At 44.2% G+C, this 15,071-nt stretch carries 15 protein-coding genes; all 15 read right to left on the bottom strand.

The genetic code is table 11. The features are described 5' to 3' along the window. Window positions 1–96: 96 nt before the first annotated feature. Window positions 97–3,609, bottom strand: a complete 3,513-nt coding sequence (nifJ, locus tag LUCIF_RS12800; protein WP_122628339.1) for a pyruvate:ferredoxin (flavodoxin) oxidoreductase — start codon at window positions 3,607–3,609, stop codon at window positions 97–99. Between the two features lie 90 nt (window positions 3,610–3,699). Then, window positions 3,700–4,578, bottom strand: coding sequence for an L-serine ammonia-lyase, iron-sulfur-dependent, subunit alpha (gene sdaAA, locus LUCIF_RS12795; protein ID WP_122628295.1), 879 nt, complete (start codon window positions 4,576–4,578; stop codon window positions 3,700–3,702). An 11-nt stretch (window positions 4,579–4,589) separates the two neighbouring features. Further along, window positions 4,590–5,252: an L-serine ammonia-lyase, iron-sulfur-dependent subunit beta gene (gene sdaAB, locus LUCIF_RS12790; protein ID WP_122628294.1), complete on the bottom strand. Its 663-nt coding sequence runs from the start codon at window positions 5,250–5,252 to the stop codon at window positions 4,590–4,592. A gap of 35 nt (window positions 5,253–5,287) precedes the next feature. Next, entirely contained in the window at window positions 5,288–6,688 is a 1,401-nt protein-coding gene (locus LUCIF_RS12785) for an amino acid permease (protein WP_122628293.1), read from the bottom strand. A gap of 18 nt (window positions 6,689–6,706) precedes the next feature. Next, window positions 6,707–7,915 (bottom strand): threonine ammonia-lyase, encoded by a 1,209-nt coding sequence (ilvA, locus tag LUCIF_RS12780; protein WP_122628292.1) that lies wholly within the window; start codon window positions 7,913–7,915, stop codon window positions 6,707–6,709. 14 nt (window positions 7,916–7,929) lie between these two features. Then, complete coding sequence (locus LUCIF_RS12775) at window positions 7,930–8,313, bottom strand: RidA family protein (protein WP_122628291.1); 384 nt, start codon at window positions 8,311–8,313, stop codon at window positions 7,930–7,932. Window positions 8,314–8,482: 169 nt separating this feature from the next. Further along, window positions 8,483–9,151, bottom strand: a complete 669-nt coding sequence (locus LUCIF_RS12770; protein WP_122628290.1) for a helix-turn-helix transcriptional regulator — start codon at window positions 9,149–9,151, stop codon at window positions 8,483–8,485. A gap of 175 nt (window positions 9,152–9,326) precedes the next feature. After that, on the bottom strand, window positions 9,327–9,593 hold the full coding sequence (locus LUCIF_RS12765) for a hypothetical protein (RefSeq protein WP_122628289.1): 267 nt from the start codon (window positions 9,591–9,593) through the stop codon (window positions 9,327–9,329). Between the two features lie 36 nt (window positions 9,594–9,629). Next, a complete protein-coding gene (locus LUCIF_RS12760; RefSeq protein ID WP_122628288.1) occupies window positions 9,630–9,917 on the bottom strand; it encodes a hypothetical protein in 288 nt (95 codons plus the stop codon). Window positions 9,918–10,066: 149 nt separating this feature from the next. Continuing rightward, a complete protein-coding gene (locus LUCIF_RS12755; protein ID WP_122628287.1) occupies window positions 10,067–10,870 on the bottom strand; it encodes an HAD-IIA family hydrolase in 804 nt (267 codons plus the stop codon). A gap of 55 nt (window positions 10,871–10,925) precedes the next feature. Beyond that, window positions 10,926–11,279: a PTS glucitol/sorbitol transporter subunit IIA gene (locus LUCIF_RS12750; RefSeq protein WP_122628286.1), complete on the bottom strand. Its 354-nt coding sequence runs from the start codon at window positions 11,277–11,279 to the stop codon at window positions 10,926–10,928. 40 nt (window positions 11,280–11,319) lie between these two features. Then, the gene (srlE, locus tag LUCIF_RS12745; protein ID WP_122628285.1) at window positions 11,320–12,294 is read right to left on the bottom strand and encodes a PTS glucitol/sorbitol transporter subunit IIB; all 975 of its coding nucleotides are present in this window, start codon (window positions 12,292–12,294) and stop codon (window positions 11,320–11,322) included. A gap of 93 nt (window positions 12,295–12,387) precedes the next feature. Beyond that, window positions 12,388–12,936 (bottom strand): PTS glucitol/sorbitol transporter subunit IIC, encoded by a 549-nt coding sequence (gene srlA, locus LUCIF_RS12740; protein ID WP_122628284.1) that lies wholly within the window; start codon window positions 12,934–12,936, stop codon window positions 12,388–12,390. Window positions 12,937–13,192: 256 nt separating this feature from the next. Then, window positions 13,193–13,546 (bottom strand): transcriptional regulator GutM, encoded by a 354-nt coding sequence (locus LUCIF_RS12735; RefSeq protein WP_122628283.1) that lies wholly within the window; start codon window positions 13,544–13,546, stop codon window positions 13,193–13,195. Window positions 13,547–13,577: 31 nt separating this feature from the next. Next, window positions 13,578–14,945, bottom strand: a complete 1,368-nt coding sequence (locus LUCIF_RS12730; RefSeq protein ID WP_122628282.1) for a sn-glycerol-1-phosphate dehydrogenase — start codon at window positions 14,943–14,945, stop codon at window positions 13,578–13,580. Window positions 14,946–15,071 lie beyond the last annotated feature (126 nt).

Below are 15,071 nucleotides of genomic sequence, written 5' to 3'. Positions count from 1 at the left end.
TACACACCTGACATTTTTTTCAGGTCCCCTGGCACTGTTTAGAATCATATTTCACATCCTAAACTTATGGCCACAATAGGACTGCGAAAGGCGGGATTAAATGCTCTTTTCGGCTAATAATTTATATCTCGCCAGCCTTTCCCGCGCATCCTGTTCGGTCTTTTCAAACAGAGCATCCGCCATATCCGGAAATTGCTTTTTCAAAGCCGAATACCGCACTTCCCCCATAAGGAATTCCGTAAAGTCAGCGGTTGGTTCTTTCGAATCCATGATGAACGGATTTTGACCGGCTTTTTTTCTTTCCGGGTGATACCGGTACAGCCCCCAATAACCGCTTTCCACAGCCCGTTTGGCTTCCAGCTGGCTGCAGCCCATACCGGCCTTGAGGCCGTGATTAATGCAGGGAGCATAGGCAATAATCAAGGACGGTCCCGGATAAGCCTCCGCCTCCTGAAGGGCTTTCAAAGTCTGATTTTTGTCGGCGCCCATAGCAATTTGCGCTACATATACATAGCCATAGCTCATGGCGATCATTCCCAGATCTTTTTTCTTAGTCCGTTTCCCGCTTGAGGCAAATTTGGCGACAGCCGCCGTCGGCGTCGCTTTGGAAGACTGTCCGCCTGTATTCGAGTAGACTTCCGTATCAAAGACTAAAACATTCAGGTCCTCACCGGAAGCGAGCACATGGTCCAACCCGCCGAAGCCGATGTCGTAAGCCCATCCGTCGCCCCCAAAGATCCATTGGGACCTTTTTACCAGGAAGTCCCTATTTTGATAAATTTCATTCAGCAAGGGATCCTTTCCTTTAACCTTTTCCAAAGCCGTAATCAATTTATCCGCTCTTTCCCGGGTACCTTGCGCCTGCTCTTTATTAGCCAGCCATTCTTCGGCGGCCAGCGTGAACTCCTGGCCGAGATTAAGCGTAACGGCTTTTTCAATATCCAGCGCCAATTTATTTCTTACCTGTTTAGCCCCCATCAGCATACCCAGGCCGAATTCGGCATTATCTTCAAACAAAGAGTTGCCCCAGGCCGGGCCATGGCCGCGGTGATTTTTGGTATAAGGTACGGACGGAGCGCTGCCGGCCCAGACGGAAGAACAGCCGGTGGCATTCGCGACCATCATTCTGTCGCCAAATAATTGCGTTACCAGTTTCGCATACGGGCTTTCGCCACAGCCCGCACAGGCACCGGAAAACTCCAGAAGGGGCTGTTCAAACTGGCTTCCCTTAACGGTTTCCTTGTTCAGAGGATTTTCTTTAGGAGACAAATTCATGGCGTAATCCCAAAGCGCCGCCCGGCTTAATTGACTGTCAAGCGGCTTCATAATCAGCGCCTTTTCCTTGGCCGGACAAACTTGGGCGCAATTGCCGCAGCCGGTACAGTCAAGCGGTGACACAGCCAGGTGGAAGTGGAATTCTTTGGCTCCGGCAGCCGGTTTGGCCTTAAAGTCCGCCGGCGCATTTTGCCGCTCTGCTTCATTGACCAGCATAGGCCGGATGGCGGCATGGGGACACACATACGAGCATTGGTTGCACTGAATGCATTGATCCATTTGCCACTCCGGCACATTAATGGCAATGCCGCGCTTTTCGTAAGCCGCCGTGCCCAGGGGGAACGTGCCGTCTACCATCTCGGCAAAGGCGCTTACGGGCAGTTTATCGCCCTCCTGGCGATTAACAGGCATTAAAACATTTTTAATAAATGACGGAACTTGGCTGCCATGGTCCACTGCCTCCTGAGCTCTTCCCCAGGCATCCGGCACACAGACCTTGACGCAGGAATTTACCCCCGCGTCAATGGCGGCATGATTCATGGCAACCACTTTATCGCCTTTTTTACCGTAAGATTTTACGACAGCCTCTTTGAGATAATTGGCGGCCTCTTCCACCGGAATAATAGCAGCGATCTTAAAGAAAGCGGCCTGCATGATCATATTAATTCTGCCGCCAAGCCCGATCTTCTGGGCGATGCCCACCGCGTCGATTGTATAAAAGCTGATTTGATTTTCGAAAAGATAGCGTTTCATCGGGGCCGGCAGATTTGCATCCAGCTCCTCGGCATTCCAGGTGCAGTTTAAAAGGAAACTGCCGCCCTTCTTTAAGCCTTCCAGGACATTATATTTATCTATATAGGACTGGTTATGGCAGGCAATAAAATCCGCTTTGTTAATCAAATACGGCGCTTTGATCGGCTGCTTGCCGAACCGCAAGTGCGAGATGGTAACCCCGCCGGACTTTTTCGAGTCGTAGGCAAAGTAAGCCTGCGCATACATGTCGGTATGGTCGCCAATAATTTTGATCGCACTCTTATTGGCTCCCACTGTTCCATCCGAGCCCAGGCCCCAGAATTTACAGGCTTTCGTTGCTGCCGGCGTCGTGTCAATATCATCTCCCCAGGAGAGCGATGTATAGGTTACGTCATCCATAATGCCGACGGTAAAGTTATCTTTGGGCTGCTCCGCTTTAAGATTTTCATAAACCGCCAGAATATGCGCCGGCACTACATCCTTACCGCCAACCCCGCAGCGGCCGCCAACAATAACGGGATGCCGTTCACTGGTATAAAATGCCGCTTTTACGTCCAGATATAACGGTTCGGACAGCGAGCCCATTTCTTTGGTGCGGTCCAGCACCGCAATCTTTTTCACGGTTTTAGGGATATATTTAAAGAAGTGCTCAATTGAAAACGGTCTGTACAAATGAACGGTCAGGAGACCAACCTTTTCTCCTTGTTCATTCAAATGGTCGACCACTTCTTCAATGGCTTCACACATGGAACCCATGGCAACAATCATGCGGTCGGCATCTTTCGCTCCATAGTAGTTAAAGAGATGATATTCCCGTCCCGTAAGCCGGGTGATTTCCTGCATATAGTCTTCTACAATTTCCGGCAGGGTCTGGTAATATTGATTCGCTATTTCCCGCTGCTGGAAATGGATATCGGAATTCTGAACGGTTCCCCGCAAGACCGGATGATCGGGATTTAACCCTCTCCGTCTGAATTCATTCAGGGCCTCTTTATCGACTAAGGCGGCCAATTCGTCATATTCCAGCATTTCTATCTTCTGGATCTCGTGGGAAGTCCGGAAGCCGTCAAAAAAATTGAGGAACGGAACTCTTCCCTTGATGGCCGACAGATGCGCCACCGCGGCCAAATCCATAACTTGCTGCACGCTGCTTTCCGCCAGCAAAGCAAACCCGGTTTGTCTTGTGGCCATAACATCGGAATGATCGCCAAAAATACTGATGGCGTTGGCGCCAACCACCCGGGCGCTGACATGAAAGACTCCCGGCAGTAATTCGCCGGCAATTTTATACATGTTCGGAATCATTAACAAAAGCCCTTGCGAAGCGGTATAGGTAGTTGTCAATGCCCCTGCCTGCAAAGAACCGTGTACGGCTCCGGCGGCTCCGCCTTCTGACTGCATTTCCACAACCTCGACGGTCTGCCCGAAAATGTTTTTTCTGCCCTGTGCCGCCCACTCGTCAACACTTTCCGCCATATTGGACGACGGCGTAATCGGAAAAATGGCGGCCACATCTGTAAAAGCATAGGAAATATGCGCTGCCGCCGTATTTCCGTCCATTGTTTTCATTTTTCTCTTCATACTGCTCATAAAATCCTCCTCCAATGATCCGCAAATAGTCGCATAGTACTTGCCGGTTGAGTACTATGCGACCCTGTTAGAATGCTTTAATTATTTTTCCGCAAAAAGTTTGGCTTCAATTTCCTGGGCTGTTGGTGTTTTGGCCAGGCCCGCGTCGGACGTTTCCCGCAGGCTTGGCGGTAAAAGGCAGCCAATTTCATAGGAAGCCGCGATAACTTCATCCGGAGGAATTACGCTTTTTATGCCCGCCAGTGCCAGTTCAGCCGCGACCAGAGCCTGAACGGCCCCAAAGGCATTGCGTTTCACACAAGGCACTTCGACTAAACCGGCCACGGGATCACAGACAAGGCCCAGCATATTTTTCAGAGCCAGGGCCATGGCCTGTCCTGATTGATCCGGCGTCCCGCCGGCCATTTCCACAACTGCGGCCGCAGCCATGGCGGCCGCCGAACCGCATTCCGCCTGGCAGCCGCCGGCTGCGCCGGCCAGCGAGGCATGTTCGTTAATAATCAGCCCTACCCCGGCAGCGGTAAATAATCCGGCGACAATCTTCCCGCGCGGTGCATTCAGCACCTCGCCGGCAGCCAGCAGCGCCCCGGGCAAAATGCCGCAAGAACCGGCTGTGGGGCTGGCGACAATGCGCCCCATCAGGGCGTTCACTTCGCTGACAGCCAAAGCATACTGAATGGCTTTTTGCACAACTCCGCCCAAGAGACCATTTTCCCTGGTATATTCGCCAAACTGCCTGGCATCGCCGCCAACCATTCCGCTGACTGACTTTTCCTGACTGTTCTTCCCTTTTTCCACCGCTTTTTCCATTACGGTCAGGCACTGGTCCATTTGCTGCCAGACAGCTTCCCGGTCGGTCCGGCTTTTTTGCACTTCATACTCTATGATTACTTCCGATAACAATCTCTGCCCTTTATTCGCTAACATCATTAAATCCATAAATGTGGAAAACCGCTCCATATTCTTGCCTCCTAGCTAGGTAATACTAACATAGCTACCTCGACCGCGGGTATGTTAGCTACAACATCATAGGCTTGGCGGGAAATCGGCTCATCCGATTCTAAAATCATCAAGGCTTCGGCGCCACGTTCCTGCCGGGAAACACGCATAAAGGCCACATTTATTTTTTCCTGTGCCAATACTTGGGTTACATGCGACACGACTCCCGGTCGGTCCTCGTGGATGGTAATTAAGGTGGCGTACTCGCCGGTAAGTTCCACTTGATAGCCGTTGATCCGGGTAACAATAATATTGCCGCCGCCAACCGAACAGCCCATTACTGAAGCTTGCCGGCCCGACTTGCCAATCATTTCAATCACGGCGGTGTTGGGATGGGCATTGGCAAGATTTTTCCTGACAAACTCAATTTTCATACCCGCCGCCGCTGCAAGATTCAGCGCTTCGGGTATGCGCTCATCATCGGAAGAAAACCCAAGCAAGCCCGCAGCAATGGCTTTATCGGTCCCATGCCCGCGGCCGGTTTTGGCAAAAGAACCATGCAGCTTTACTAAAACCCGGGACGGTTCTTCCCCTAAAATTGCCCGGGCTATTTTACCAAGCCGGGTTGCCCCTGCCGTATGAGAGCTTGATGGCCCAATCATGACAGGACCAATGATATCAAATACGCCTTTCATAACTTCCTCCCAAGCCTCGTTAAGGCCATTCCCGCTTATTTAGCACGTTCTCCCTCTTCAAGGGCAGGACCCGGTTCTGCCACCTGTCTTTTGCTGATTCCGGAAACATAATAATATACCGAAACGATGGCGCAAAATACGGCGCCGGCGATTAACCCGCCCTGTGTATCCTGATTAAACCACATTCCGACTAATACAAAGGCTAAAAACAACAGCGTAATATAGTTACTAATGGGAAACAGTACGGATTTAAACGGATGAGAGCCCATTTCATTTTCCCATTTCTTTCTAAACTTGAGCTGACTGATACATAGCACGATCCAGGGAGCCATGCCGGGTAGAATGCTGGCGCTGTAAATATAGACAAATAATTTGGAGTTAGGATAAATATAGTTGAAAAATACACCCAAAAGCAGACAGCCAATGGTGATTTTAATACTATTGCTGGGAACACCGCTGTCGGAAACCCTGCCGAGGAATTTCGGCGCCTGTCCATTTTCCGCTAGTGTATAAAGCATTCTTCCCGCGCTGTATATGCCGCTGTTGCAGCCGGACATCGCTGCGGTAAGCACTACGAAATTGATAATACCCGCTGCTGCAGCAATGCCTACTTTAGCGAACGTCATAACAAACGGGCTGCCGATGGTACCGATTTGATTCCAGGGATAAATAGCTAAAATTACGAAGATAGCACCAACATAAAAGATTAAAATACGCCAAATAATATTTTTAATTGCTTTGCGTAAAGTATTTTTAGGATCTTCCGCTTCACCGGCAGTAATGCCGACCAGTTCTACGCCTTGATACGCTGCGGTTACCAGACACAGAGCAAATAGGAATCCTTCCCAGCCGCCGGCAAAAAAGCCGCCATGATTAAATAGATTGCCGATGCCCATTGGGTGGCCACCATTGCCGATTCCCAAAAAGATTACGCCCGCGCCAACTACGAGCATAGCCACAATGGTAGCTACTTTGATCAGAGCAAACCAAAACTCGAATTCTCCATAATATTTTACGGAAACTAAATTCGCCGTTGCAACCAGTGCAACGCCGAGCAGGGCCGGTATCCATTGCGCCAAATGAGGAAACCAATAATTCACATAAATTCCAATTGCCGTAACTTCCGACATTCCTACCGTAACCCATAAAAACCAATAACACCAAGCCGTCAGGTAGCCCGCCCAGGGACTAATGTACTTATGCGCGTAGGTGGCAAAAGAGCCGGTAACCGGTTCGAGATAAAGCATTTCCCCCATGATCCGCATAACAAAGAACATGACGATGCCGGCCAGGGCATACGCAAGCATTACCGAAGGACCCGCCCACTTAATGGTACTCGCCGAACCCATAAACAATCCGACACCAATTGTTCCGCCTAAAGCAATCAGCTCAATATGGCGCGCTTTCAGCCCACGGTTAAGTTCTCTTTCTTTCATTCTCTTCCCTCCTGAATATCATATAATATTTACAGAATACCCGTGTTCTTCCATAACCACTTGGATCGCATTAATTTGTTCCTGATCGGCTGTCTCCAATTCCAATTGAACCTTTGCATAACCTAATGCCACGCCGCGCGCCTCCCGGTTGTGGCTGATATCTAAGACATTGGCGCCTGTTTCTGCAGTCAGTTTTAACAACTGGCAAAGAAAACCCGGTTTGTCGGGAATCACCATATCAAAGACTACTTTGCGCCCCGATTTCGCCAGTCCCTGGTTAATAATACGGGACATCATATTGACATCGATATTGCCGCCGCTGAGCAAGGCAGCTATTTTACGGTCCTTGTAATACGGCAGCCGATTTAGCACCGCTGCGACGGAAACAGCGCCGGCTCCCTCGGCGATCGTTTTGACACGCTCCATCAGCAGTAAAATCGCGCTGGCAATTTCTTCTTCGTCTACTACTACCAGATCGTCAACATAACGCTCAACCATAGCAAAGGTAAAATCCCCCGGAGTCCGCACAGCAATTCCATCCGCCACAGTGGGAATACCGTTGCAGGTGCTCACCTTCTTTTGGGCTGCCGCTTCCACCATGGATGGCATATTTTTAGTCTGGACACCAATCACTTTTACGCTTGGCTTTACGTTTTTAACTGCCGCGGCGATGCCGGCAATCAGTCCGCCGCCGCCAACCGGTACAACGACAGCTTCCACGTCGGGCAAATCTTCTAAAATCTCCAGGGCAATTGTCCCTTGTCCAGCCGCAACCATCGGATCGTTAAAAGGATGAATAAACGTTAATTGCTGTTCCTGCTGCAGACGGCATGCCTCCTGATAGGCATCGTCATACACCTCGCCATGAAGTACAACCTTGGCGCCATAGCCTTTCGTCGCTTTTACCTTTGACAGCGGTGCACTTTTCGGCATAACAATGGTAGACTGAATCCCGAAAAGAGTGCCTGCCAGCGCCGTTCCCTGAGCATGATTGCCTGCCGATGAGGCAATGATTCCATTTTTTCTTTCTTCGCTCTTCAAATTGGCAATTTTATTGTAGGCGCCCCGCAATTTAAAAGATCCTGTCCGCTGCTGATTTTCCATCTTTAGATAGACCCGGTTTCCCGTCATTTCACTCAGCGTATTTGTGTAGGCCAGTTCGGTGCGGACAACCACCCCCTTTAGTGTTTCCTGGGCTTTTTTTATGTCCCCCAATGACAAATCCATTTCCGCCACTCCCCTTATGCGTGTTTGCAGGCAATCAATTCGATTTCCACTAACACTCCTTTCGGCAGACTTGCCACAGCGACACAAGAGCGGGCCGGCAATTTGTCGGTGAAATAGCTCCCGTAAATTTTATTTACAGCAGCAAAATTGCCCATGTCGGTAATAAAGACCGTAGTTTTTAGAACATCGTCAAAATTCATTTCTGCCGCCAGCAAAATTTGTTTGAGATTTTCCATTACCTGTTTGGCCTGTGCTTCAATTCCGCCGTCAACCACTTCCCCTGTTGCGGGATTAATCGGAATTTGACCGGAGCAAAACAGATAGCCTCCGGAAATTCTGCCTTGAGAATAAGGACCGATCGCTTGCGGGGCTAAGTCGGTTTTAATTACTTCTTTCATTTTTTCTCCTCCTAAATAAAAAATATTTGCTCCAACAATACTGACTTACTATTTAAAGGCAGTTAACTACCTAAAAATCAAAGTTAAACTAAAAAAATTATTTTTATAGTAAGAATTTTTTATCATTCAACCATAAAAAAATATGTTATTTTAAAGCACCGCCACTACGCTATTTAGACGACAAATATCTATAAATCGTGCTTTCTGATGTTTGCAGCACACTTGCCACCTTCGCTATGGCTCCTTTTATCTTGAAAATACCGTTGTTGTTCAGTCTTTGCACAAACGAAATTCTTTCATCGAGAGACATTCTTTCCACCGGCACGTCATATTGCTCGAGCACTTTTTTTATCGCCGACTCCACTACATTCTCGACCGATGTGTTTAACGACTCGACTATTTTTTCCTCTTCATTCACGGCCGAAGTTTCGGCCGCCTGATTTTCAAACAAAATTCGCATAAGCTTCGTTGTTAAATCTTTCGCAATCTGATTATCTTGCGAAATAAGAATATTTACACATAACATACCAAGTAATTCGTTATTTTCATCTTTAATAAAATAAGTAGAGGATCTTAATTTCTCTCCGTTGGCTGTGCAGCTTAAATAATTAATCAGCGCATTTTGATGTAAGTACGCCTTATTTTCCAACAGTTCAATACCCAAATCGGTCAGGGGACAGCCTAAAGTTCGTCCGCTTATGTATCCATTGCGAATGGCCATTACCGACTCTTGCACATCAACAATATCATGCAGCAAAACTTCACAATGGGGACCAATAAGATCAGCAATAAAGTTGACTAACGGAATATAGGTTTCAAGCAATCGTTTCGATTTCATCTCGATTCTCCCGGAAAGAATTTTTAGATTTTAATTATATATTCTGTAAATAATAAAAAATCCCTTTTATAATAATAAAAAATTATTAAAATAATTAAAAAATTAATAGCGAATAAACAAGTAAGCACTTTTGTATTCTCACAAAATACATTTGTTAATTTTGAATAAGGTTTTACTAAATTAGTTTACATTTCTTTTTTGAGTTTATTTCTTTATAAATCCCAGAATACAGAATCAATGCCAATAAAAATAAGCCATTTGGCAATCCCCAAAAGACTAGCTTTTTACTGGAGCCGACAACGGGATTTACCTCATCAGTCCACAATTTAAAGCACAACTGTTTTTTTGCTATAGCCACTATATGCTGACCATAATTTTCCGGCGTTCTGGCAAATTGACCACTTTTTACCGTTTTTGCACCCCCTTGAGTGCTATTCGCCAATCCCAGCTATAGTTCCACCGGCAGTACACCGGCGTTTTACTTCACCCCCAAATGATTAAATTGCTCAATATACCTCCCTACGGTCACAGCGTATGTGATGGCCGTCCCAGCTATGGCCGCCAACCCGGAAATAGCCGGTATAATCCACATTAGCATCCTTCGCCCTCCTTTCGCCTGGTTTGCATCGGTTTCCAGGGCATATACGCGATTTTCCAGGGTCGATTCCGTACTGATGTGCGTATCCAGCTTGGCTTCAATCCGGGCTTGTCCCTCAATAATCTTTAAAAATACATCCATTGGTACAGCAATTTGGTTTTCCCCCATATTCTCACCTCGCTACCCCTTTACCTTATATATTCAAATTCCAAGAATTTTTTAACGGCATAAAAAAAAATGACGCCTATGCGTCATTAAAATATAAAGCTCTTTAGCTTCACCTACTGTTTCATTCTTCTCATAGTCTTTTATTATCTTTATTTTGTTTCATCTGCTTCTTTTAGTTTTTGATAAATTGTAGCGACACCGTCAAAAATAAATGTCGGCTTAACATCCGATTCTTCAACATCTTTCATCGCCGCTTCGCCAGATAATACTAAAATCGAAGTAATATCGGCGCACACACCCGCTTTTATATCAGTATACAGACGGTCACCAACCATGGCAAACTCTTCCAGTTTATATTGTGGTCTTTTCCGAAAGGCGCTTTTAATAATTAGGTCATTCGGTTTGCCAATTATTTTCGGTAATTTTCCCGTGGAAGCTTTAATTAATTCAATCATTGAACCACAGTCGGGGATATATCCAGTTTCCGTCGGACAATTAAAATCAGGATGTGTTGCAATATAAGTAACTCCCTTTCGGATTAAGTCACAACCAATTACAAGTTTTTCATACGTTAATGTCATATCAAATCCAAGCACGACATAATCAGGGTTTTCCGCAGTTAACGTAAAACCCCAATTAATAAATTCCTCTTCCAGATCCGGAGTTCCTATCAGATATATCTTCGCTTTTGGTTTTAGGCTATTCAGATAATTCGCTGTAGCTTCCCCAGAAGTCAACACATTGTTACTGCTACAATCAATTCCTAAATTTCGCATCTTTTGTACATAATGCCGGCCATTTTTGGAAGAGTTATTTGTAACAAAGATAAAATCCCTGCCACTTTCTTTTAAATAATTTATAAAATCACCTGAACCAGACAATAACTTTGCTCCCAAGTTAATTGTACCGTCCATATCAAGTAAAAAACATTTAATTTTACCCAAGTTTTCCATGGAGTTCTCCTATTTTTATGTGAATTTTATTAACTATCCCGCATTTATATCAAAATTATTCAATACAAATTATATTTCCTACTTGTAATTCAGGTACTTTATCTCCCTTTAATGCAATTTGTCCAGGTAAGTCAACCACATCAGCACCGTCGAATCTAAACGTGCAATGTCCCAATTCTTTCAACGTATGCAAGGCTTCTTCACCAATAGCGGTAATTTGATATATAAAGCTACCTAATGTCACCCTATCTCCTACTTCGATTGCGCCTTTAATTTCCCCCCTGGTATGCATCACGGAAATCTCCATCAACGCTTCATTTGGGCATTTATCAAATATAACTAAATTTCCGTCAGCCAACAACTCTTTTGACAATGGTCCAATATTAATAATCTCAACTTCATATTTCATACATACCGCTCTCCTTACTAGCAATGACTGAATGCGAGACTTAAGAAAATAATCCAATACCAACAAAATAAGCAACCACTACCCCTATCGGTCCAGTAACTGCACGTGAAATTAATATTGCCGGTACCCCCGTTTCAATAGTTTCCGGTTTTGCTTCCATCAAGCTTAATCCAACCGGCATAAAATCGCAGCCTACTTGTGCATCAATAGCAAAAAGTGCCGGCAATGCATATTGAGGCGGAATATGTCCGGCACCAATTTCGACCCCAATCAATACACCAACAACTTGTGCAATAACCGCACCAGGTCCGAGCAAGGGTGATAATACCGGCAAAGCACAAATTACCGAAATAGCGAACAGACCTGGCAAACTGCCGGCATAAGGAGAAATGAATTTAGCGATAATATCTCCCAAACCAGACTGCAGAATAATACCAATAATCATGCTGACAAACGCCATAAACGGCAATATACTTGCAATAACCATATTAATGGTATCGCGGCCAGCCTGAAAGAAAATCGATACTATACTACCGGCAGCTTTACCAAATCTGGCCAAAATATTGCCTTTCTGTTCCGGCTCTTCCACAGCGGGTACTGTTGAAATCTCCGTTGGAACACTCTCTGTCGCTATATAAGCACTCTCGCCTTCTATTAAATAAATGGTTGATTCTTTTACATCTGATACATAGATATTTTCTTGAATATATTGCGCTAAAGGTCCTGATTTTCCAACTGATGTGATATTAACCGTCGGTACTCCTTTTTTGGGGTACACTCCACACCGCAGCGTTCCGCCGCAGTCTACGATCGCTACTGCAATCTCCTCATCAGGCACCCCTGTCTTAAATCCATTTACAAGTTCAGCACCTAATAACTTGGCAATTTTCACGGCAACAGGATGCAAACTTCCTCCGGTAATACAAACAACCTTTTTTCTTTGTTCTGTTAATTTTATGATTAAAGGTCCACCCCATCCATTGGATCCTCTTTCAATTTTAATCGCATTACTCATAACTACTTTTTCCTCCCTTGAATAATGTCAAAGACTACGTGATTCATCAGACATCATTAAATATCTTATCTTTTACATCTTATTAGTTAGGGCTTACGCCGAAAAATTCTCTCCCAGGAGTTTGCTTTTTGATTTTCTTAACATATATAGCGTAATTTTTTCAGTCAAAACACCACGGATAAAAATAACAATAACACCTGCAATGAAATACCGCACAGCTAATTCAGCGGTGGATAGTCCCAATTGCGTAATTCCATTGGCAATTCCCAGCCATACGAACAATTCTGCCGGATTGGCATGTGGAAATAACCCTGTAATTGGGTGACAAAAAGTTATTGCAGAGTCCATAAACGCCGGTTTATATTTTTCCGGTAAAAACCTGCCAAAACTATACGCTATCGGATTCCCTAAAAAAAACATTGCAAGAATTGGGAAAATTGAATATCTTAAGATAATATTTTTTGTTGTTAAACGGGCAAATCTATCTACCCGCTCTGCACCAATAATATTAATCAATGCGTTTACCGCCGTAATGAGCACAATCAATGTAGGAAGCATCGTCGTGACCATACCTACAAAACTTTCTCCGCCTTTATGAAACAACGCAATAAACCCTGCTGCTAAAACGCCTAATGTTTCCATTGAAATCCTCCTAATATATTAATATTAGACAAGTCAATAAAATCTGTTCCCGTATTCTCCAACTACGGTCTCCCCCTTCGGACATCAATCTTGGTTTAAGAGTGCGCCCCCAACTTTGCGAACTTTTTTAGTACCATCTCCCCTGCTTATAAAAATCAAACTTATACCGGCCCATCTCCTTCCGTCCAAAAAAAGGCTGTAATTTATACTCATGTATAAATTCGCCGTGAAAAACATCAAAACGAGAGGTTCAAAATTATATAAGCTGCGCTTCCAGCTGATTTAAAGCATCTACCAACGCCGGATCTTTTTCGTTTAATGTCTGTTTCCGTAATTCATGTAAGGATAGTCCTCGAATATTTTCTATCTTTTTAAATCTGGCAAATACGCTGACGCCTCGCATGGTCCAAGCTTCCACAATATCACCGGATTGATCACTAACTAAAATAACAATATTTCCTGCCATCAATTTTCGCTTCTTTGCGCCTATACCAACTATACCTTTTGCGCGGAGTTCCCTGACGATCTTTTTAAAATGTGCCATCTGTAAATAAGCCATCAACGATTGAATAACATACGCTGCAAATAATGCCAACAAAAAACTTTCCATTTTGATGTCCTCTCTATTTAAATGAATTGCTCTATTGAATAAAGCAATTCATTTGTTCTGCATATTTTTCCAACAGCCCCAAATCCGACAGCAAATTTAAAATCGTATACCTCTGGCGTACCTCTTTTGCCATCACTATACTGTTATAAACTATTTTCTCATCAATGCCCACTTCTCCCGGCCGTAGCGGAGCATTGGCCTTTTTCATTAGATTTTTGATAAAATCAACCGACTTTGCTGTTTTTGCAAGTGCAATAATCTCCGGAAAATGCTCCTGTATAATCTGAACTCTTTTTAACCGTTTTTCAATAAAATTACGTTGGTCTTTTTGAGCATTCGCAATAATTCCTGTTGCTGCTTTCCCATAAAATTTCTTTATATCTTCCGTCCATTGTTTTTCATCAAACATCTTGATTTTACGTATTGCTTCATCAAAATCAACGTTCTCTTTCGCAAGCAATTCATACATTCTGGCAATAATGATACTGGCCAAACCCACTTTTGTTCCATGAAGCAAGGCTTCTTTGCCAGCAAATAAAAACATCATTTCCCAATAATGCGACATATGATGTTCGGAACCTGATGCAGGACGTGAATTGCCGACATAACTCATAGCAATCCCGGTGCGTATTAATCCTTCCATAATATTTTGAATTGCTAAATCATCCCGCTTATCTATGCCGTTAATATGATCCACACACTTCTTTATGGCATCAGCAGATATCTTCGCTGTAACCTGGCAATAATACTCACCATTAATCAAACGGCTTAATTGCCAATCAATCAGAGCAGAGTACTTACCGATCATATCGCCTAAACCAGCCAGAATCATACGCTTCGGTGCTTGTTTTAAAATATTCACATCGCCGATGATGACTTTTGGCAAACTACACTTCACGCTAGTTTTCAAATTATCAATAATCAAAGCAGAAGTATCTGAAACAAAACCATCCATCGATGGCGCCGTGGCTACAATAATGGAAGGAATCTTAGTTCTTTCGCTGACAAACTTCACCAAATCATTTAATACTCCCGACCCCACCGTTATCAAAAGGTCCGTATCCCCTTCAACCTGCAACAACAAATTACCAATTGCCTCTTCATTGGGTACTAAATCATGAGTCACATTATAAACAAACAGTTTATACTTCAACTCATTCGCTTTAAGAATTTCCGTCACTTGTTTACCTGCAACTTCATATGTATGAGAATCAGCAACAATTAACGCCTTTTGTGAACAATACTCTTTTACAACATCCGCTACTTTTTCAATAGCACCTTTTTCGATAATAACTTTGTCAACATTCATATAATGAATTTTCCCACACCTACAGGCAATCTTTTCACCTAAAAATTGATTAATTTCTAATTGGCCAACATTATCCATTGTCAATTCCATTTTTTCACGTCCTTTAATTTATTTAACAAACATAAAATTAAATTACCTTTATCATCTATATATTTTCTATATATTTTTGTTTTTAGTATTTTTTATTTTCATAATTATTAATTTACTTTTTTTATT

This window comes from Allolucifera butyrica (genome assembly GCF_900476375.1).
GTDB lineage: Bacteria > Bacillota > Negativicutes > Sporomusales > UPPP01 > Lucifera > Lucifera butyrica.
This window is presented reverse-complemented; position numbering and strand designations above follow the sequence as displayed.

Excerpts from the sequence above, each read along its gene's own strand:
- LUCIF_RS12785 (WP_122628293.1), bottom strand. The coding sequence starts at position 6,688 with ATGAAAGAAAGAGAACTTAACCGTGGGCTGAAAGCGCGCCATATTGAG.
- nifJ (WP_122628339.1), bottom strand. The coding sequence starts at position 3,609 with ATGAAGAGAAAAATGAAAACAATGGACGGAAATACGGCGGCAGCGCAT.
- srlA (WP_122628284.1), bottom strand. The coding sequence starts at position 12,936 with ATGGAAACATTAGGCGTTTTAGCAGCAGGGTTTATTGCGTTGTTTCAT.
- LUCIF_RS12775 (WP_122628291.1), bottom strand. The coding sequence starts at position 8,313 with ATGAAAGAAGTAATTAAAACCGACTTAGCCCCGCAAGCGATCGGTCCT.
- LUCIF_RS12770 (WP_122628290.1), bottom strand. The coding sequence starts at position 9,151 with ATGAAATCGAAACGATTGCTTGAAACCTATATTCCGTTAGTCAACTTT.
- sdaAB (WP_122628294.1), bottom strand. The coding sequence starts at position 5,252 with ATGAAAGGCGTATTTGATATCATTGGTCCTGTCATGATTGGGCCATCA.
- LUCIF_RS12735 (WP_122628283.1), bottom strand. The coding sequence starts at position 13,546 with ATGGAAAGTTTTTTGTTGGCATTATTTGCAGCGTATGTTATTCAATCG.
- ilvA (WP_122628292.1), bottom strand. The coding sequence starts at position 7,915 with ATGGATTTGTCATTGGGGGACATAAAAAAAGCCCAGGAAACACTAAAG.
- LUCIF_RS12730 (WP_122628282.1), bottom strand. The coding sequence starts at position 14,945 with ATGGAATTGACAATGGATAATGTTGGCCAATTAGAAATTAATCAATTT.
- sdaAA (WP_122628295.1), bottom strand. The coding sequence starts at position 4,578 with ATGGAGCGGTTTTCCACATTTATGGATTTAATGATGTTAGCGAATAAA.
- srlE (WP_122628285.1), bottom strand. The coding sequence starts at position 12,294 with ATGAGTAATGCGATTAAAATTGAAAGAGGATCCAATGGATGGGGTGGA.
- LUCIF_RS12755 (WP_122628287.1), bottom strand. The coding sequence starts at position 10,870 with ATGGAAAACTTGGGTAAAATTAAATGTTTTTTACTTGATATGGACGGT.
- LUCIF_RS12750 (WP_122628286.1), bottom strand. The coding sequence starts at position 11,279 with ATGAAATATGAAGTTGAGATTATTAATATTGGACCATTGTCAAAAGAG.
- LUCIF_RS12760 (WP_122628288.1), bottom strand. The coding sequence starts at position 9,917 with ATGGGGGAAAACCAAATTGCTGTACCAATGGATGTATTTTTAAAGATT.